The sequence below is a fragment of the Clostridiales bacterium genome (genome assembly GCA_017961515.1).
Classification (GTDB): Bacteria; Bacillota; Clostridia; order Acetivibrionales; family RGIG10202; genus RGIG10202.
In genome coordinates this window covers 43523-64677 of record JAGCXC010000058.1, presented here as the reverse complement: position 1 = coordinate 64677, position 21155 = coordinate 43523, and the positions used below count along the sequence as shown (strand labels likewise).

19 protein-coding genes are annotated in these 21155 nt (G+C 32.8%); 17 read left to right on the top strand and 2 right to left on the bottom strand.

Annotated features, from left to right (window positions below):
* Positions 1–321: 321 nt before the first annotated feature.
* From J6Y29_04410 to J6Y29_04395, 4 genes are all read left to right on the top strand, one after another.
* Positions 322–822 carry a CarD family transcriptional regulator gene (locus J6Y29_04410; protein MBP5427115.1) on the top strand — a complete coding sequence of 167 codons (501 nt, stop codon included), beginning with the start codon at positions 322–324 and terminating at the stop codon, positions 820–822.
* A 1-nt stretch (position 823) separates the two neighbouring features.
* A complete protein-coding gene (gene ispD / locus J6Y29_04405; protein ID MBP5427114.1) occupies positions 824–1522 on the top strand; it encodes a 2-C-methyl-D-erythritol 4-phosphate cytidylyltransferase in 699 nt (232 codons plus the stop codon).
* Between the two features lie 22 nt (positions 1523–1544).
* Entirely contained in the window at positions 1545–3947 is a 2403-nt protein-coding gene (locus J6Y29_04400) for a U32 family peptidase (protein ID MBP5427113.1), read from the top strand.
* Positions 3948–4010: 63 nt separating this feature from the next.
* Complete coding sequence (locus J6Y29_04395; GenBank protein MBP5427112.1) at positions 4011–4616, top strand: aminotransferase; 606 nt, start codon at positions 4011–4013, stop codon at positions 4614–4616.
* Positions 4617–4660: 44 nt separating this feature from the next.
* Here the strand turns inward: J6Y29_04395 and J6Y29_04390 are convergent, their stop codons facing one another.
* Both J6Y29_04390 and J6Y29_04385 read right to left on the bottom strand, forming a co-directional pair.
* The gene (locus tag J6Y29_04390; GenBank protein MBP5427111.1) at positions 4661–5380 is read right to left on the bottom strand and encodes a hypothetical protein; all 720 of its coding nucleotides are present in this window, start codon (positions 5378–5380) and stop codon (positions 4661–4663) included.
* A 78-nt stretch (positions 5381–5458) separates the two neighbouring features.
* Positions 5459–5629 (bottom strand): 4Fe-4S binding protein, encoded by a 171-nt coding sequence (locus J6Y29_04385; GenBank protein ID MBP5427110.1) that lies wholly within the window; start codon positions 5627–5629, stop codon positions 5459–5461.
* Positions 5630–5837: 208 nt separating this feature from the next.
* On the opposite strand from J6Y29_04385, the gene J6Y29_04380 reads away from it, so the two are divergent.
* From J6Y29_04380 to sbcD, 13 genes are all read left to right on the top strand, one after another.
* A complete protein-coding gene (locus J6Y29_04380; GenBank protein MBP5427109.1) occupies positions 5838–8627 on the top strand; it encodes an ankyrin repeat domain-containing protein in 2790 nt (929 codons plus the stop codon).
* Between the two features lie 121 nt (positions 8628–8748).
* A complete protein-coding gene (locus tag J6Y29_04375; protein ID MBP5427108.1) occupies positions 8749–11175 on the top strand; it encodes a PBP1A family penicillin-binding protein in 2427 nt (808 codons plus the stop codon).
* A 14-nt stretch (positions 11176–11189) separates the two neighbouring features.
* The gene (locus J6Y29_04370) at positions 11190–12044 is read left to right on the top strand and encodes a class I SAM-dependent methyltransferase (protein ID MBP5427107.1); all 855 of its coding nucleotides are present in this window, start codon (positions 11190–11192) and stop codon (positions 12042–12044) included.
* Positions 12032–12745: an RNA pseudouridine synthase gene (locus J6Y29_04365; protein MBP5427106.1), complete on the top strand. Its 714-nt coding sequence runs from the start codon at positions 12032–12034 to the stop codon at positions 12743–12745. Before J6Y29_04370 ends, J6Y29_04365 begins: the two co-directional genes overlap by 13 nt.
* Before the next feature lie 6 nt (positions 12746–12751).
* Positions 12752–13918 (top strand): rhomboid family intramembrane serine protease, encoded by a 1167-nt coding sequence (locus J6Y29_04360; GenBank protein ID MBP5427105.1) that lies wholly within the window; start codon positions 12752–12754, stop codon positions 13916–13918.
* A gap of 26 nt (positions 13919–13944) precedes the next feature.
* Entirely contained in the window at positions 13945–14538 is a 594-nt protein-coding gene (locus J6Y29_04355; protein ID MBP5427104.1) for a YihA family ribosome biogenesis GTP-binding protein, read from the top strand.
* A gap of 2 nt (positions 14539–14540) precedes the next feature.
* Complete coding sequence (locus tag J6Y29_04350) at positions 14541–14834, top strand: N-acetyltransferase (GenBank protein ID MBP5427103.1); 294 nt, start codon at positions 14541–14543, stop codon at positions 14832–14834.
* An 87-nt stretch (positions 14835–14921) separates the two neighbouring features.
* Complete coding sequence (locus J6Y29_04345; GenBank protein ID MBP5427102.1) at positions 14922–15179, top strand: YkuS family protein; 258 nt, start codon at positions 14922–14924, stop codon at positions 15177–15179.
* A 95-nt stretch (positions 15180–15274) separates the two neighbouring features.
* Positions 15275–15979, top strand: a complete 705-nt coding sequence (locus J6Y29_04340) for an SAM-dependent methyltransferase (protein MBP5427101.1) — start codon at positions 15275–15277, stop codon at positions 15977–15979.
* Positions 15980–16768, top strand: coding sequence for a Nif3-like dinuclear metal center hexameric protein (locus tag J6Y29_04335; protein MBP5427100.1), 789 nt, complete (start codon positions 15980–15982; stop codon positions 16766–16768).
* A gap of 22 nt (positions 16769–16790) precedes the next feature.
* The gene (locus J6Y29_04330) at positions 16791–18038 is read left to right on the top strand and encodes a histidine--tRNA ligase (GenBank protein ID MBP5427099.1); all 1248 of its coding nucleotides are present in this window, start codon (positions 16791–16793) and stop codon (positions 18036–18038) included.
* Positions 18039–18050: 12 nt separating this feature from the next.
* Complete coding sequence (gene aspS, locus J6Y29_04325; GenBank protein ID MBP5427098.1) at positions 18051–19835, top strand: aspartate--tRNA ligase; 1785 nt, start codon at positions 18051–18053, stop codon at positions 19833–19835.
* Positions 19836–19926: 91 nt separating this feature from the next.
* Complete coding sequence (sbcD, locus tag J6Y29_04320; protein MBP5427097.1) at positions 19927–21144, top strand: exonuclease subunit SbcD; 1218 nt, start codon at positions 19927–19929, stop codon at positions 21142–21144.
* The last annotated feature ends 11 nt before the right edge of the window (positions 21145–21155 follow it).

Below are 21155 nucleotides of genomic sequence, written 5' to 3'. Positions count from 1 at the left end.
TGCCATTTGACAAAAATAATGTTAGGGTATATAATGTAGGGCATAAAAGGTTTTAACTTGTAGCAATGGAAGGTTTAAATTTAGAGAGAAATGGTATTTGTTTTTTGAAAGTCAAAGAAGATGAATATTGCAGTTGAAAGATTAACCTTGGCAGGTAAGTACATTTCAATTAAGTTTCTCCCCAGAATTTATAATCCGATGCAGGTAAAAAAATCTACTGTTTTGGTTGTCATGTTAAAAGTGATGGCTAAGAGTTGGAGGGTGTCAGTGTTTTTTTGACTGAATAGGTGCTTAGTTGATGTTTTTGTGGGAGGTTTTTTTATGTATAACATAGGCGATAAGGTAGTTTATCCAATGCATGGAGCAGGCGTCATAGAGGACATTGAAGAAAGAGAAATATTAGGGTCAAAGCAAAATTATTACGTTCTTAGGATACCTGTGGGAAGTATGAAGATATTGGTACCCATTTCGAAAATGGAAGAAATTGGTATAAGGGATTTGTCAGATGAGTCGCTAGTAGAAGATGTTTTTTCCGTATTTCAAGAGGAGCCAATGTATAGCAAGGAAAGTAACTGGAACAAAAGATATCGAGATAATATGATTAAATTAAAAACAGGAGACATATTAAATGTAGCAAGTGTTGTGCAAGGCCTAATGATTAGGGAGAGAGACAAGGGCTTGTCTACGGGTGAGAAGAAGATGCTTAGTAATGCAAAGCAGATTTTAGAAAGTGAGATAGTTCTTATAAAAGGATGGAAACAAGATCATATAGATAGAATGTTGTATGACTACATATACAATAATAGGGCGAAGGCACAGTAACATGAACAAAAAATGTAATAGTGTGAGTGCAATAATTGTGGCAGCTGGATCCGGCAAGAGGATGATGTTGGATGTTAAGAAACAATTTATAATGTTGGGCAAAAAGCCTGTACTTAGTTATTCGTTAGATGTGTTTGCTGCTAACGAGCGAATAAAAGAGATAGTGTTGGTTGTTGGAAGAGAAGATATGGAATATGCAAGGGCTTTGATTGATGGGATAAAGAAGAAGGTAAAGATTGTTGAAGGCGGAAGTAGTAGACAAGAGTCTGTTTTTAATGGATTGTGTAGTGTTGAGGATAGTATAGATTTGGTTGTGGTACATGATGGAGCTAGGCCATTTGTTAGATGTGTAGATTTAAAATGTTTACTCGATGCAGCGTGTAAATATGGAAGTGCTACATTTGGAATTACCCCTAAAGATACAATAAAAGTAAGAAATAATTTTATGGAAATTGAAGAAACGTTAGACAGAAGTAAATTAGTTATTGTACAGACGCCGCAAGCTTTTGTAAAAGAAGATCTTTTAAAGGCACATATTATGGCGAAGGAAGATGGATATCAGGGAACGGATGATACCGTTTTGATGGAAAGATGTGGTATTCGAACAAAGGTAGTAGAGGGAAGTAACTATAATATAAAGATAACAACGAGAGAAGATTTGATTGTTGCGGACATAATAAAGGAAGAATTGAGCTTTTAGATGTTATAGAGAGGAGTTTTTTGTGAAAGATAAAATTGAGCTTTTGGCACCTGCGGGTGATGTTGAGTCATTTTATGCGGCTGTTAAGAATGGTGCGGATGCGGTTTATTTAGGAGGGAAGTTGTTCAACGCAAGGATGTCTGCGGACAACTTCTCTATTGATGATATAAGACATTTGGTGGTATACGCGCATATACGAGGTGTGAAGGTGTATATCACAGTAAATACTTTGGTGTCAGATGAAGAATTCGAGGATGCGATTGATTTTTTGAGCCAATTATATTTGGCTAATGTAGATGGTGTTATAATTCAGGATTTAGGCTTAGCGTGCATAGCAAGACAGATGTTTCAAGAGTTAAGTTTGCATGCTAGTACACAAATGACTATTTATAATAAATACGGAGTGGAATTTTTAAAGCGGATAGGGTTTAGTAGAGTTGTATTGGCACGAGAGACTTCTTTAATTGAGATAAGAGATGTAGTAGAAAATTGCGATGTAGATATAGAAGTATTTGGTCATGGCGCGTTGTGCATATCATATTCAGGACAATGTTTGCTAAGTAGTATGATTGGGTCTAGGAGTGGTAATAGAGGGAGGTGTGCTCAACCTTGTAGACTTAAGTATGAATTACTACAAAATGATAGAGTTGTATCAAAAGGGCATCTTATAAGCCCAAAAGATTTGTGTAGTATTGATAGAATGAACGAATTAATTGATAGTAAAGTAAAATCAATAAAAATAGAGGGACGGATGAAAACACCGGAGTACGTAGCTACAGTAATTAGAATATATAGAAAATACATAGATAATAAGAGATACAACGTGGAAAAGCAAGATTTTAAAGACTTGATGCAAATTTTTAATAGAGGTGGGTTCACGAAAGGTTATTTTGATGGTGGGGCCCCCAATAATATGATAACTACAGATAAGCCCAAGAATTTAGGTGTGTTTTTGGGTAAGGTGGTGTTTTTTGATGTAAACAAACGTCTAGTAACAGTCAAACTGAAAGATTCTATTGAGATAGGTGATGGTATAGAAATTTGCAATGGCGAAGAGAAGAACCCAGGAGTTATTGTGTCACAAATTTTATTGAACAATGAAATGGTGAAAAACGCAAAAAGTGAAGACATTGTCAAGTTAGGGTATCTTGATGGGAATATAAAAAAGAACAATCTTTTATATAAAACATCTAGTAAAAGGTTAAATAAATTAGCTAAAGCAAGTATTTGTGGGAAAGATTTAAAAAGAATTGCACTTCGAGGATCCATAATAATAATGGATGGGAAGCCTTTAGAGTTAGTTATTGAAGATAAAGATAAAAATGTAGTGAAAAAAATAAGTGATGTTTACCCGTGTAAAGCGATTAATAAGCCGTTAGTTTGTGATAGAGTAATAGAACAATTAAAAAAGACGGGAGATACGCCATATTATTTTGAAACCGTAGATGTTAAATTGGAAGATGGAGTAGTAGTGCCTATTAGCGAAATAAATAATATACGAAGATTGGCAATTGAAGAATTGGATAGTATTAGAGGAGAAATTAAGGACAAGAAAATTGCGACTCTGGGTAGAGCTAATTATGAGATGGATACTAGCCATCCATTGGAGATTTCGTTATTTTTCTATAATGTAGATTATGATATGAAATATTGGGAATTGGGGGCGTCTAGAATATATTTGCCTGTTTGTATTATTGAGGATGAGCGTTATAAAAAGTTAATTGATATGTGTAGAAAAAATAACGTATCCGTATATGTGCATATACCAGCAGTGACAAGAAAATGGTATGATGAATACATAGAAAGAAAATTAGATAAATTAAAAGAATTTGCAGGTGTTATGTGTGGAAATGTGGGCACAGTAAAGTATTTGGAAGATAAAATTGAAAATATTTTGTGTGATTATACCTTAAATATATTTAATACGCATGCAATTGAATTGCTAAAGCGCATGAAGACAAAAGAAGTTACATTATCATGTGAACTTACACTAAATCAAATTAATGCTTTAAAAAAAGTAGAGAATGTGGAGAAGGAAGTTATAGTATACGGGAGTCTTCCTGTTATGACAATGGAATATTGTATAGTAGGAGATTTGTGTGGTAGATATAAAGATGGTAAGTGTAATGAAGTTTGTAGAAAGGATACTTATTATTTGAAAGACAGAAAAGGTGAAAAGTTTAGGATAATGTGTGATCCACATGCACATAGGTGTATTTTATTTAATTCAAATAAGATATTTATGGGGAAAGATATAGAAAAGATGAGTGGAGTAAATAGAGTTAGATTAAATATATTAGATGAGAATTTTGATGAAATAAAAGAGCTTGTAGATTTTAATATAAAGATATTAAGGGGAAGCTCTTGCGAAGGATTAATAAAGCAAGATAAATATACAAAAGGGCATTTATATAGGAAAGTATAAGCTTTTCTATAGCTTGGGTGATAGAGGTATAATTTTAAAAGAATAAAAGGAGATGCAGAACACATGACAAATGTTTATATTAAAGTACTAGAAAGTGGAAGGGTTCCAGAGTATCAATCTTTAAATGCAGCTGGTTGTGATGTATATGCAGCAAAGGATATAGTTTTGTTACCAGGGCAGACAAAGGTGGTACCGCTAAATTTTATTATAGCAATGGAGAAAGATGTGGAAGCACAGGTAAGACCGCGAAGTGGTCTGTCACTTAAGACAGATATACGATTGGCTAACTGTGTAGGTACAATTGATAGTGACTATAGAGATATAGTTGGAGTTATAGTGCAAAATACTTATAATCCTGCGGTGCTAGCGTATAGAATTATGAACGATTCGAGTCTACTAAAAGATTTAAGTGAAAATTATACTAAAATGACAATTGGGGAATATTTAGAGAAAAATATAGAGTGTGAAAAAGACAAATTGCCTTGCATGAATGATGTATGTTACATAGATAAAAGAGGGAATCCATATGGGTCAATATATATAAAAAAAGGAGAAAGAATTGCACAAATAATATTTGCAAAAGTTGAAAGGGCTAATTTTATTATGCATGATGATCCAACTAAAGTAGGCCATAATAGAGGCGGTGGATTTGGACATACTGGACAATAATTCTAAATAATAAGATAGCCTTAAAAGGGGCTATCTTTGTGTTTTTACAATTGACGAGACGCTCTTATAGCATCGGGAATTCTATGACAAATTTTTTGCCGGATAATGTCACGAACTTTCTTTTGGACATTAATTGAAATTTCACCCAAAATTTCTTTAGGCTTTTGAGCATTGATTTTTGTAGATGTGGATAGTATGACTTTTACATTATCAATCATTTCATTGTATTTGTAAAGTAGATTTGCAATATCTTTAGTTGAAGATTCAACGACATTAGTATAATCTACAATATAATTTAACGTATTGGTTGGTATACTAAATTTTGTAGTAGTAGGAACCCCCATATAATACTTCAATGTTAAATTAGTTATTTCCTTCCACAGTGTATCAAGTGTAAGCGAATAGAATCTTTTATTAAAGAAATATTCTTTAGAAAAAAAAGTGGTGCAATTACCAGCACTTTTTTTAAAAGATAATGCATAACCGGTTTCACTTTCTTGAATAGAAGTTACGTTTGTTGTATTGTGAAAATCGAGTACTTTTTTAGCTAAAAAAGCTGGGTTTTCAGATCCTACTTTAATATTTTTCTTATATGTAATTAAAATCTTTTGGAATTCGTCTAATTCTTCTAGATCAAATATTTTTTGTGGATTAAATATACGTAGGGATTCTTTGTATAAATTTAAGTATAACATTCCTAATTTCTCAAAAAAAATATCAGGTTGACTTTTAGAAAATTTAAAAGTTAATGCAATTTCTTTCACGTAAAAATACCTCCTCTTAATAAAAACCTCTGGCGAGGAGAACTGCATTTCTCGCCAGAGGGAAAAACAAGTTAACTATTATTGTTGCGTAGGAGCACCAACAGGACATATGTTAGAACAAGCTCCGCATTCAATACATTGATTAGGATCAATAACGAATCTATCTTCACCTTGGCTTATGCATGATACAGGACACTCGCCCTCACAAGCGCCACAACTTACACAATTCTCAGTTATAAAGTATGCCATATGTAAAACCTCCTCCACTAAAATTCTGCAAACTTACAAATGAGAAAGTTTGTCGACATCAAGTATAGCATTATTTTGACATTTATACAAGGGGGAAATTACATAAGATATGTCAATTATTGCAATAGATATTGCATATTTAAAAAAATGATGTATACTGGTATAGCGACACAATTATGATAAAAAAAGGAGAAAGAGGAACGGTATGATGAAAAAGGATATTCTGAAAAAATTCCAAGTAACATTAAAAGATGAACGCTGTATAGGAATAAAGCTTACGGAGAAGATTAAAAATAGTTCTAATGACAAAAAAGATACGTTAGAGGATTTAATAAAAACTATATTTACTAAAGCAAGGAAAGAGTTTGAAGATAATGCGAAAAGTAAATTTTTACGTTTACGAAAAACTAAAGAAACATTTACAACATTTGTAAATAAAATTGATAAAGATGTAGTAATATATAATGGGGCAAGACAAATATTATATAATGAATTAGCAAAAGAGGAGAATTATAAAATTTTAAAAAACTGGATAAATGATTATCTACATGCAAATAAAGTAGAGCAAAATGCATATAAGTTTATGATGGATTATGTTATGACAAAAGATTGCAAACCAAGGTATGTTGCATTAAAAGAGATATTACGGTACAGTGGTTTTGTTAGGTTTAAAAAGGGGAAATTGATAAAAAATAAAGATATAGTAGAAATAAGAGAATTGATACATGACGTAAAGTTAGAAGAAGAGATAAAAGAGCTAAATGAATATATATTAGATTCACTTGACTGCAAGATAAAAATATTTGAGATAATTGATAGTATTATAAAAAATAAAAGTTATGAAATATTAAAAGAAGATACAGTAAGAAAGCTTGCTATGGAAAATGAAATTAGTGTAATGAATTATATAGCAAATAGCAAAAGATATGATATATTACCAGAAGAAGAAATAAATCGTTTACTTGCATCGATTCGAAAAGAAGATAAGAGCTTTTTGGTGAAGGTTTGTAACATGGCAGATGAGGATACAATAAGATTTTTGTTAAATTACGTACAGATAGAAGACGTAGCGACGTCAAAAGATCTTGTCACACCGCTTGAAGTCGCAATTAGGAGGAAATTACCTATTGATATAATAAGAATATTATCATATGGAGGAATGAATATAAGTGATAAAGATAATAATGGCAGGATTCCTCTTGTAAATGCGATTATTAATGGCCTATCTGATGATATAATAAAGACACTAATATACGAAGGATCAGATTTAAATTCATTAGATAACAGAGAATGGACACCACTTATGTATGCAGTCGAAAAAAGCACATCAACTAGAGTTATAGAGGAGTTAGTCAGATATGGAGCGAATGTGAATATAATTGATGTAAATAAAAAAACATTGTTGATGTATGCAATAAAAAAAAGTTCTCCCGTTAGATTAATAAGAGTATTATTAAGGAGTGGAGCTAATGTTAATATAGCAGATGGTACTGGGCGTACTGCACTCATACATGCAATTATTAGCCGATCATGTGATGATGTAGTAGAAGAATTACTATGCAGAGGAGCAAATGTCAATATAATAGATAATAAAGGATGGACGCCCCTTATGTACGCAATTGAAAATAAAGTATCCTTTAGAATTATAGAAGGATTAATAAAATGTGGCGCTAATACAAATGTAGAGTTTATGGATAGAAAAACGTTGTTGATAGCTGCAATAGAAAAAGAAGCTCCATTGCAAGTTATACAATTGTTATTGGCAGGAGGAGCAAGAGTTAATGATGGAGACATTAACGGGATAACCCCTATTACGTGCGCGATTTGTAAAGGGGCCACTGATGATATAAAATATGAATTATTATATAGAGGTGCTGATGTTAATGCTGAAGATAATAGGGGGTGGACTCCGCTCGCTTACGCAATTAAGAGGAGAGCATCTGTAAAAATTATAGAGAGACTAGTAAAATATGGAGCAGATGTAGACCTAGTTTTTGCAAAAGGAAAAACGTTGTTAATGTGTACAATTGAAAGAGGAGTGTCGGTAGAAATAATAAAATTGTTAATAAGAATGGGTGCAAGAGTGAATGGAGGGGATGCAGATGGAAAGACACCACTTATGTATGCAATTTTAAATAGAGCTTCTGATGAAGTAATAGAGGAATTAATAGATAGTGGGGCAGACGTAAATGCAGTAGACAAAAATGGATGGGATGCAATTATGTATGCAATTAAAAATATGCTATCCATAAGAATTACGAAGAAACTATTAAGCAATATAATGAGAATAGACGGAGTTTACATAGGGGAGAGGAAAGTTACTTTGTTGATGTACGCCATTGAAAGAGGAGCTTCAGTTGGAGTTATAAAAGCGTTATTAGATACAGGGTTTAAAGTTAATACAGTAGATAAAAATGGAAGGACACCACTTATGCACGCACTTATTAATAAAATGTCATCAGGTTGCATAGAAATGCTATTAAGTAGAGGTGCAAATGTTAATTTGAGGGATATTGAAGGTGTAACACCACTTATGTACGCAATAAGAAATAGAGGCTCTATTAAAGTGATAAAAGCGCTAATAGACGTGGGAGCTAGAATTGATGAAGAAGATAATGAAGGAAATACCGCACTTATGTATGCGATATTCAACAAATCGTCAGTTGATGTAATAAATTTATTGCTGTATCTAGGAGCTGATGTTAATAAGTGTGCAGATAATGGATGCGGGCCACTTATGTATGCAATATTAGATAACGTATCTTCTGAGATAATAAAGGAATTAGTAGATAATGGAGCGGATGCAAAACAAATGAATGAAGATGGAGAAACACCATTAACAGTTGCAATTAAAAGAGGAATGCCACTGGAAGTGATAAAAATGTTAGAAGAAGCAAAATGTAAAAAAAGGTTTTCTAAAAGGAAAATTAAGATACCTAAAGAAAAAACATTACGAAAAAAAAGAAAAGTTGGGAACAAAGAGAAAGAATTAGGTTAAGTTGTTATTGAGCCTTGCTTTGTAATAATAACTATTGATAATAATTGAAATTAGTTGTATAATTAAATGTGCTTTTTTTAGGCAATAAGTTTTTGAAAGATGGAAGTTTAGGAGGGGTTTTATGGCAAAGAAGATAAAAGCTAATAAAAAAAGTTCGCCGTCATATGTAAAAAGTTATGTGTTTCGAGTGATTAAGATATTAACAGTGTTTTTTATAACATTATCAATAACAGTTGGCAGTATTTTACTTGGTGGCCTGTTAGGAATATTAAAATCTACTGAAGCTATTAGCCCAGATACATTAATACTAAAAGGATTTACGTCAGCTATATATGATAGCAGAGGAAACTTTGTCATGTCATTAAAGGGAGAAAAGAACAGAGAAATGGTTGATATGAAACAAATCCCTAAACATTTAAAGGATGCGTTTGTTGCAATAGAGGATAAGAGATTCTATAAACATAATGGAATTGACTTAAAAAGAATAGCAGGGGCAGTTATAAGTTATATAAAGCCCGGTGGAGGTTCTTATGGAGGAAGTACAATAACTCAGCAGGTTGTGAAAAACGTAACAGGAGATAATGAACGTTCCATAAAAAGAAAAGTTCAGGAGCAATGGAGAGCTATTAAGCTAGAAAAGAAACTCACAAAAGATGAAATACTTGAAGTGTATATGAATTTGATATACATGGGAGAAAATTGTTATGGAGTTCAAGCAGCATCTAAAATGTATTTTGGTAAACCTGTGTCAGAGCTAACGCTTGCACAATCGGCGTGTCTTGCGGGTATAACTAATTTACCTAGTGTTTATGATCCATTTACCCAAAATGGTAAGGAAAATAACTTGAAGCGTCAAAAGATAATATTAAGAGAGATGTTAGATTTAAACTTTATAACTAAAGAGGAATATGAAGAGGCAAAAAAAGAAGATGTAAAATTTGTAGAGAAAAACAGTAATGTTTTTAATAAGGAAGTACAACCTTATTTTGTAGATCAGGTTATATTGGATCTAAAAAAAGATCTTATAAATAAGGGATATTCGGAAGAGATTGCAATAAAAACTATATATAATAATGGACTTAAGATATATACTACAATAGATATGAATGTTCAAAAAAGTTTGGACAAGGTGTTTGAGAATGAAAATAATTTTTCAGTTCTTAGTGAGAAAAAAGGTAAGCCTCAGGCAGCAATGGTGGTTTTAGACGCAAAGAATGGGCAAATACGAGGTTTGACCGGAGGCGTAGGTAAAAAACAAGGTGTTCCATTTAACAGAGCGTCGTCTAATTTAATGAAGAGACAGCCAGGTTCAACATTTAAGCCAATAGCAGTGTACGGGCCAGCAATAGGTGAAGGTATTATAACACCTTCTACTATAATTGATGATGTGCCAGTGTACATGATGGGATTATCTAAGGGATTATATCCTAAGAATTATGATAGAACTTATGGAGGATTAACAACTATACGCGATGGAGTAAGAAGATCTATTAATGTAATCGCAGCAAGAGTTTGGAAAGAACATTTGGGTGTACAAAAATCACTAGATTATTTAAGAAAGGTAAATATAGATAGAAGTAATGAAAGGTATATTTCACTTGCAATGGGTGGATTGAATGAAGGAGTAAATCCATTGCAGATGGCAGCGGCATATGTGCCATTTGTAAGCCAGGGGAATTATTATGAACCTATTACTTATACAAAAGTTTGTGATAAAGAAAATAAAGTTCTTATACAGAAAGTGGGACGAAAAAGAAACGTATACACACCTCAAAGTGCATACGTTATAACAAATGTATTGCAAGAGGTACCTAAAAGAGGTACAGCATATCCAAATGGATTAATCAAAAAGGGACAGATACAATCAGCTGGAAAGACTGGAACAACAAGTGACAATAAAGATAAATGGTATGTGGGTTACACTCCATATTATGTTGCAGCAACTTGGTATGGGTATGATAAGGGATCTACTTTAGCTGGAGCTGAATATGGTAGAGCACTTAAAGTGTGGAATATGGTTATGGAAGATATACATAAAAATTTACCTGATAAGGCATTTGATAAACCAAAGACTGGTATAGTAGAGGTTGAAGTGTGCAAATGTTCAGGTATGAGACCTACTGAGTTATGTTATGAAGACCCTAGAGGTAGTATGGTTACAAAAGAAATTTTTGTTGAAGGTACAGAACCTGGCGAAGAGGATTGCTGTGAAGTGCATGTTAGCAGAAAAATATGTACAAGCAGTAAAGATATGGAAGGTAAGAATTATTTAGCAAATGATTTGTGCCCTAAAGATTTAACTAAGACGTCTGTCTTTATACAAAGAAAAGAACCATATGTTCCTAAGAGTCCAGGAGACCCTTATCCTAAGGATAGAATATATGAAACACCATCTGTTAAGTGTAAAACACACGAAGGAGTTTTGGAAGTATTAAGTAACATCGAAAGATCTATCATAAAAAAAATACAAGGGAACAAGAAAAAGCTAATCAAAGATAGCAAAGAAAGTAAAAATATAGCAAAAGATAATAAGATAGATGAAGGGTAGGTATATTTTAGAATATGTTATTAGCAAAGGGCTGGAAGGATTATAAAATTATAGATGCTGGTGATGGTGAAAAACTTGAGAGATGGGGTGAGGTTATATTAAGAAGACCTGATCCACAGATAATATGGCCAAAGGGAAATGAAAAAATGTGGGATAGAGCTGATGCGAGTTACCATAGGAGTAAAAGTGGGGGAGGCTTTTGGGAATATAATTCGACTATTCCTAAAAGATGGCCCATAAGTTATAAAAATTTAAAATTTTATGTTGAACCTACAGGATTTAAGCATACAGGACTTTTTCCTGAACAGGCTGTCAATTGGGATTGGATGATGAAAAAAGTGGAGAACGAGTCCAGAACTGTTAATGTATTAAATTTATTTGCGTACACAGGAGGTGCTACGGTGGCACTTGCTTCAAAGGGGGCAAAGGTTTGCCATGTAGATGCATCAAAGGGGATGGTTAATTGGGCAAAAGAAAATTTAGAATTGTCTGGGCTAGGAGATAGGCCAGTAAGATTTATAGTTGATGATTGTTTAAAGTTTGTTCAAAGGGAGAAGAGGCGTGGTAATGTATATGATGCAATAATAATGGATCCACCCTCATATGGAAGAGGCCCAAAAGGCGAGATATGGAAGATAGAAGATAAGTTATTTGAGTTTGTGTCAGAATGTGTTGATTTATTGTCTTACAAGCCATTGTTTTTTTTAATTAATTCGTATACTACAGGCTTTGCACCTAGTGTTGTAGAGAATATACTAAAGCTTACAGTTAATAAAAAAATTAAAGGAGAAATTTCTGTAGGAGAGGTAGGCCTTCCAGTTTCTGAGATAGCATTACCTTGTGGTATTTACGGGAGATGGGAGAGATGATGAATTTAAATGTAATTTACGAGGATAATCATATAATAGTGGTGGAGAAGTTATGTAATGTTCCTTCTCAAAAGGATGATACGGGCGATGTTGACATGACATTCATAGTAAAGGAATATCTAAGAAGTAAATATAACAAGAAGGGTAATGTGTATTTGGGCTTGGTACATAGATTAGATAGACCGGTTGGGGGGATTATGCTTTTTGCTAAGACATCTAAAGCGGCTTCAAGATTAAGTTCATGTATAAGAAACAATGAAATGGAGAAATATTATTTAGCGGTGATTAATGGAAAGATAAAACCAAAAGAAGGTATATTAAAAGATTATTTATTGAAAAATAAAAAAACTAATATGGTATCTGTTGTGATTGAAGATACCATAGGAGCTAAAGAAGCAATTTTAGAATATAAAATTTTAAAAGAGGTTGATAATTTAAGTCTAGTAATGGTAAAATTAATAACGGGTAGATCACATCAAATACGAGTACAGTTTAAAAATATGGGTGCTTCGCTATATGGCGATCAAAGATACGGAGTGGGTACTTCCCAAAAAGGTCAGCAAATTGCGTTATGGTCATATAAGATAAGTTTTATGCACCCAGTAAAAAAGACTCTGATGCAGTTTAGTATAGAGCCAAAGAGTGAATATATACCGTGGAGATTTTTCAAAATGACAGAAATTATTAGAAGAGGAGAATAAAGTAAAGTGATAAGAAATTATATACAAGCAGTATCAGAAAAATTAATACAGGAAAAAAATTTTTTATTGGTAGATAAAGAGTTTAAAGATAATAAAATTATATTTGTGAGAAATGGGGGACAGGTGTTTTCTCTAATAGAGCTGTATGATTTAGATAGTTACACGGAGGAAGATATACAAAAAGAAATAGTATTGGGAATAAATAATTTGCACAGAATAGTAGAAAGCCCGACAGATTATAAAATATTTAAAGTATTTATATCACAAAAAGGTATATCTGATGCGCTAAAAGAAAAAATAAAGTGGTCACATGTGCATGATGGATATCATAGAAAATATATTAAACCAATACATGTGGAGCTTGATACACAAACAATAACTTGCTGTTATGAAAGGGCTTTCCCAGACTATGGATTAATAGAAGTTTTGTATGATAATCTAGAACCAGATAAGTGGCTGGAGGGTAATAGGGATAATTTGTTGCAGCTAGATTTAAAGAAGCAAGAAGATTATAAGGTTACGCTTTTGACGCATAGGCCAATAACTGTTCGTACAGTGATTGCTTTGAATATAACTATATATCTATTGGCTATGGTAAGGACAAGTTTAGGTAATATAAAATATATTGATTTTATGAGACTTATGGGAATAAAAGATAATTTGCTTATACGGGAAGGAGAATACTTTAGATTAGTAGCACCGATATTTTTGCATGGAGGATTAATGCACTTAATGACCAATTGCTATTCGCTTTCCATAATAGGACCTGTTTGTGAAAAACTTTATGGGAATCTAAAATTTATAGGTATATATATGTTGAGCGGAATAGGTGGATTTATATTTAGTTTTGCATTATCAGAAAGTTTAAGCCTAGGAGCATCTGGCGCGGTATTTGGAGTAATGGGGGCATTATCGTATTTTGGTATAAGGAAGCCTATCTTGTTTAGGAATTTATTTGGGACATCCTTTTTGGCAGTAATAGCAATGAATGTGGGGTTAGGTTTTGTTTTACCTAATATTGATTCATGGGGACATGTAGGCGGGCTAATTGGAGGATTTTTGGCTGCAGGCATGTTTAGATATTCAGAAGAAGATAAATGGTATGTAAGAATTGTTTGCTTAGTTTTATTTTTGGCACTATATGGAGGATTATTTTATATGGGAATGAGGTAAAGTTTTAGGAGGGATTAAAAGTGAGGATTAATATAAATAATGCAAATTTTGAGATTTCGGCTGTAGATAAAAACCAATATCCTAATGCTAGTTTGCCAGAAGTTGCATTAGTAGGTAGATCTAATGTGGGAAAGTCTTCTTATATAAATATGATGTTAAATAGAAATAATATAGCAAGGACAAGTCAAACACCGGGAAAAACTAGAGAGATTAATTTTTACAATATAGATAAAAAACTATATTTTGTTGATTTGCCTGGCTATGGATATGCAAAAGTTTCGAAAGAAAAGAAAGAAACTTGGGGAGATATATTAGAGGCTTACTTAAATAAAAGACAACAGCTAAAGTTAGTAATACACCTTGTTGATATAAGACATAAACCAACTCAAGATGATGTAATAATGTCTAATTGGGTAAAACAAAGAGGTGTAGAATATTTGGTATTGGCATCTAAGCTTGATAAAATCTCTAAAAGTCAGGTAAGGCAAAGGCTTTTAGAGATAAAAAATACACTTATGTTGCCGGAGGATTTTTCTATTATTCCTTATTCTATAAAAGACAAAAAAACTAGGGAAATAATATGGAGCAATATAGAAAAAAAAATAAACAAAGGAGAATAGTTATGCTAGAGATTAAAGTCAATTGTGAAGATGATGAAATGACGGTTTATGATGATGGTAAGTTAATTGGACACATGACTTTTCCTAAAGAATCGATGGAGGTGGTTCTTTTAAATGAGGTTTATTTAAAGGAAGAATATAGAGGACAAGGGATTACGCAAATGATGATGGAGGAATTTATAAACAGTTTAGAAAAAACAAAAAGAAAAGTGAGACTTATATGTCCTTTTGCTAAGAAATGGTTTAGGAAAAATCCTCAATATAGTAAATATGTGGAGGGTTATGTTGAAGAATAGGTTGCATATTTAACATAGTAATTGAAAATAATAATACTGCCTTTATAATTTTTGTTTAGGCAAAAAAATTATTATTGGAGGATTACCATGAAAAATATAGCAATAGAAAAGGGATTGTCATCAGTTAAGAATTATTTACAAAGCCAAGGGTATAGTGTTAGAGAATTTGATTTGTCTAAGAACAATGATACTACATTACTAGGTTCGGTAGATGCAGTTGTTGTTGCAGGAGTTAATACAAATTTTACTGCACTAGATGCTAAGGTGACAAATGCGCCAATAATAGAGGCAGCTGGACTTAGTCCTGAGGAAGTAAAGGAAGAAATTGAAGAAAGAGTAGGATAAGTGTAGGGCTTTTAATTGATACACTAAATAAAAAAGGTCTAATCAGTTTGAACTTTCTTAGTGATTAGATCTTTTCTTTCAATGGAGGGAATTTAATGTCAAGTAGTAGATTAGACGCAATAATTAATTTAGTACCCAAATGTAATATAGTCGCTGATATTGGTACAGATCATGCATATGTTCCAATATCGCTGATTAAGAGAGGGATAGTTAAACGGTGCATAGCATCTGACTTGAGAAAAGGTCCGCTAAATATAGCATGTAATAATATTGTTAGCAACAATATGGAAAAAGTAATTGAAACGAGATTAGGACCAGGGCTTGATATTTTAGAAAAAGATGATGAAGTTGATTGTATAGTGATATCTGGCATGGGAGGGACATTGATAAAAAATATATTAGATGAAGGAAAAGAAAAATTATCTCCCAAAACTTTGATTATAGCTCAACCTAATAAGTATCAAAATGATGTACGCGAATGGTTTTATAATAATAATTATAATATTTATAAAGAAAAGTTGGTATTAGAGGGAAAAAGGATGTATAATATAATATGTGCTGTAGTAGAAAATGGTACAACATATGATGTTGATCCTTTTAAGTATTACGTAGGGGACAAGCTAAAACGGGATCCACTGTACGGGCTTTATATAAAGAACATGTTGAAAAAGTACAAAAGGGCATTGAGTGCCATGGATAATATGCGAGAAAAAAATTCATATTTAAGAGAAAAATATGAATGGCTAGTAGAAGGCTTACAAAGTGAGCTTAATAATTTTTTTAAAGGAGATGAATTTTAAGTGAAGTTGTTTTTAAAGGATGTTGCAGCCTATATAGAAAAGATTTCGCCTGTTAGTTTAGCTTGTGAATGGGATAACGTAGGTTTGATAATAGGTAATTCGGATAAGCCAATAAAACGTATAGTGGTTTGTTTGGACTTAACTAGAGAAGTTTTGGATTTTGCAATACAAAAAAATGCAAACTTAATATTATCACATCATCCATTTATTTTTAAAGGAGTTAAAAAAATCAATACAAAAGAGTCGTATGGTAAAATGGTAGAGGACATAATAAAAAATGATATATGTGTTTATGCGGCTCATACTAATTTTGATTTTGCTCATAATGGGTTAAACGATCTTTTGGCGAAAGTAATAGATTTGCACTATTCAAATAGTCTTTACTTGGGGCAATCCAAAGATAGGATAGTGGGAAAAATAGGTGAAGTTATAGGAGATAAAACATTTGGTGAATTTGCAGAGAAAGTAAAAGAAAAATTAAATGTTGAAAATGTTAGGATTGCTGGGGATGTGGACAAGGTGGTAAAAAGAGTTGCAGTGTTTTGCGGGTCATTTGATGAGAACTTTTTGAATTTGGTTACAAAAAGGGCAGACGTTATAGTAACAGGAGATTTAAAACATCATGTAGTGTTGGATATAATGCAAAAAGGATTGTGTGCCATTGATGCTGGTCATTTTGGTACAGAACATATTTTTGTTGATTATATAAAAAGATTGTTAACGCAAAACTTTGATGGGATTGAAGTGTTTGCGTTGAGTGATGAAAAAGATTTATTTAAGTATTTGTAAAAAACGCAGAAGGAGAATTGATATGATAAAGAAACCAAAGGGTACTCATGATATATTGCCAGATGAAATAGACACGTGGAGAGCTTTAGAGGAAAAGTTTTTTGGTGTTTGTGAAAGATTTGGTTATAAAGAAATAAGACTTCCTGTGTTTGAACATACTGAATTATTCCAAAGAGGTGTGGGAGACACAACTGATATAGTGCAAAAAGAGATGTATACATTTAAAGATAAGGGTGACAGAAGTTTAACTTTGCGTCCTGAAGGGACAGCAGGAGTTGCGAGAAGCTTTATTGAAAATGGGATGTCAGAATTACAAAAGCCTGTAAAACTTTGTTATAATATAACTGCTTACAGGTACGAGAATGTGCAAAAAGGACGCTATAGAGAATTCCATCAGTTAGGATTGGAAGCCTTTGGAGCAGAGGGACCTGAAATTGATGTAGAAATTATATCATTGCTTAATTTATATTTAAATAGTTTAGGGTTAGAAAATATTTCTCTTAGTATAAATAGTATAGGGTGTCCAAAGTGTAGAAAAGAATATAATGAGATATTAAAAGAGTTTTTGGGTAATAAGCTTGATGGGTTTTGTGGTTTATGTAGAGACAGATTTAGCAAAAATCCATTGCGAATACTAGATTGTAAAAATGAAAAGTGTCAGGAAATAACAAGAGAGGCACCATTATTAGTTGATTATTTGTGTGATGAATGTCGTGATCATTTTGAAGGGCTACAGAAGGGGTTGAATAATTTAGGTTTAGATTATAAGATAAATAAGAGAATAGTTAGAGGCCTAGATTATTACACCAAGACAGTCTTTGAATTTGAGGCTGGAGCTATAGGAGCTCAAAGTGCTATTTGTGGTGGAGGACGTTATGATGGTTTGATAGAAGAATGTGGAGGGAAACCAACATGTGGTATTGGTTTTGCCATTGGTTTGGAGCGCTTAATTCTTTTATTAGGAAGTGAAGGGATAAAGTTAGGATGCAAGGACATACCTAGTATTTATGTGGCGTCTACAGATGGTACTAGAGAGTACGTTCAAAAATTAACTTTTGAATTAAGACGGCTTGGGATTACTGCATGGTGCGATTTAATGAATAAGAGCTTAAAAGCACAGATGAAGTATGCAGATAAAATAAACGCTAAGTATTGTGTTGTAATAGGTGAAGATGAGGTAACAACCAATAGCTGTGTTATAAAAGATATGAAGAATGGAGAAAAAAGGGAAGTAGCTATAGATGAGTTATCTAAGATTTTAACAAACTAAGGGGGATGCAAGATGGGCGAGAGTATATATGGAATAACAAGAACACATATGTGTGCCGATTTATGTAGCAAAAATATAGGACAAGATGTTGTACTTATGGGATGGGTGCAAAGAAAGAGAAATTTGGGTAGCATGATTTTTGTTACACTAAGAGATAGAACAGGAATAGTGCAAGTTACTTTTAATGATAAAACTCCTGATAAGTTATTTAAAAAAGCTGAATCGGTTAAGAGTGAGTATGTGTTAGCGGTATTGGGAAAGGTTGCAAGACGAACAGAAAAGGATATAAATAAAAATATGGCAACAGGAGAGATTGAGGTAATAGCAGATGATCTTAGAATATTGAGTGAGTCTGAAACTCCGCCTATATATATAGAAGAAGATATAGATGCCAATGAGGCTATTAGATTAAAATATAGATATCTAGATTTAAGAAGACCGGATATGCAGCGTAATCTTATGTTAAGACATAAGGTGGCAAAGGTTGCAAGAGATTACTATGATGAGAATGGATTTTTGGAAATAGAAACTCCTGTACTAACTAAAAGTACACCCGAAGGAGCAAGAGACTATTTGGTACCAAGTAGAATACATAAGGGCAAGTATTTTGCATTGCCACAATCGCCACAATTATTTAAACAATTACTTATGGTATCAGGATTTGATAGATATTTTCAAGTTGTAAAGTGCTTTAGAGATGAAGATTTAAGAGCAGATAGGCAACCTGAATTTACACAGTTAGACTTGGAGATGTCGTTTGTTAATGTTGATGATGTTATAGCTATAAATGAAGGCTTTTTGAAAAGAGTCTTTAAAGAAGTGTTAGATATAGACTTAAAAATTCCATTTGAAAGACTAACATATAAAGAAGCCATGAGAAGATTTGGATCAGATAAGCCAGATACAAGATTTGGTATGGAATTAATCGATATGTCTGATTTAGTTTTTAATTGTGACTTTAAAGTATTTAGCCAAGCAATAGCCAATGGTGGAAGCGTGATGGCCATAAATGCTATAGGAGGAGCCAAGTTTAGTAGAAAAGAAATAGATGCGTTAGGGGAGTTTGTGAAAACATATAAAGCTCACGGACTTGCATGGATTGCTGTGGAGGAAAATGGTGTGAGATCACCTATAGCGAAGTTTTTTGATGAATCAAAATTAAATGAATTATTAGAAAGAGCAAAAGCAAAAGTGGGAGATCTTGTGCTTTTTATAGCGGATGAAAATAAAGTTGTGTTTGACGCTTTGGGACAGCTAAGGCTTGAGGTGGCTAAAAAACTTAATATGATTGATAGTGATAAATTTAATTTCTTATGGGTAACAGAGTTCCCATTACTTGAGTATGATCCAGAAGAAAGAAGATGGGTAGCAATGCATCATCCGTTTACAAGTCCTATGGATGAGGATATAAAATATTTAGATACGGATCCAGGACAAGTTAGAGCTAAGGCGTATGACATTGTGTTAAATGGAATAGAGATAGGCGGAGGAAGTATAAGAATACATATTAAAGAGTTACAATCCAAAATGTTTGAGTTGTTGGGCATGTCTGAAAAAGAATCTTATGATAAATTTGGACATTTATTAGAGGCATTTAAGTATGGAACACCACCTCATGGAGGATTAGCATTTGGATTAGATAGACTTGTTATGTTAATGGCAAAAAGAGAATCAATAAGGGATGTTATAGCTTTTCCTAAAGTACAAAATTCGTCCTGCCCATTAACAAATGCTCCAGATACGGTATCAGAGGAGCAATTGGAAGAATTGCATATAAAAAATATTACTAATGAGTAAAATATAAAAATAGGAGGCAAGCACTTAAGATCCCGAATAAAGCCTAGATGCGGTATTGTTAGCATTCTAGGCATAGTGCATAAATCAACAAATGAGAATTTTACATACATCGGATTGGCATCTAGGAAAAAGTTTAGAGAGGATAAGTAGAATTGATGAGCAAAGAGAGTTTATAGATTGCCTATGTGATATAGCAGAAAAGGAAAATATAAATTTAGTATTAATAGGTGGAGATATCTATGATACATATAATCCTGGTGCTGCAGCAGAGGAGCTATTTTATTATGCTATAGATAGATTGAATGATAATGGGAAAAGGGCTATTGTTGTTATTGCGGGAAATCATGATAATCCGGATAGGCTAGAAGCAATTGCATCGCTTGTAAGCAAAAATGGTATATTTATATTAGGGTATCCTAAGACTGATATATCTTTATATAAGGAAAATTGTAGGTATACAAAGATAATTGATGCAAAAGAAGGACTAGTTGAGCTTTCGATACCGGGTTGCGACGATAATGTTATAATTTTGACAATGCCATATCCATCTGAATCGCGTCTTGAAGAAGTATTGAGTGATAGTGCAGATGAGGGGTTAATACAAAAAGCTTATTCAGATAAAATAAAGTATATATTAAATGAGCTTGCATCCAATTTTAGAGATGACACAATAAATATTGTGTTGGGACATATTTTCTTAATAGGGGGAAAAGAATCAGAATCAGAGAGGACAATACAAGTGGGTAGTGCAATGACTGTTAATTTAGATGCGATACCTAAAAATGCACATTTTATGGCGTTGGGGCATTTACATAGGCCGCAAATGATAAAAAATGATCGTTGTCCTGTATTTTATTCAGGTTCTCCGTTAGCGTATAGCTTTTCAGAAGCTGATTATAGTAAAGCTGTATACATAATAGATGCAAAACCTAATTGTGAGGTTAAGATTACGCCAAAGATTTTGGATTGTGGGAAACCATTAGTTAAATGGTGTGCAAAAGAAGGGGTGCAGCAGGTTATTGAGTGGTGTAATGAAAATAGAGATTCTAATGCTTGGGTGGACTTAGAAATTTTTACAGACAGATTACTAACACAAGAAGAGCAAAAAACTATAAGAGATTTACATAAAGGTATTGTGAATATACGGCCATATATTATAAATCAAGTAGAAGATGCGGGAGATTTTGAAAATAGAGAGCAGAAAAAAATAGATGAGATATTTAAGGAATATTATAGATATAGAACACATACAGAAGTATCTTCAGAAATTATGGATATATTTTTAGACATTGTTAATAGTGATAAATAATATGGCGGAGG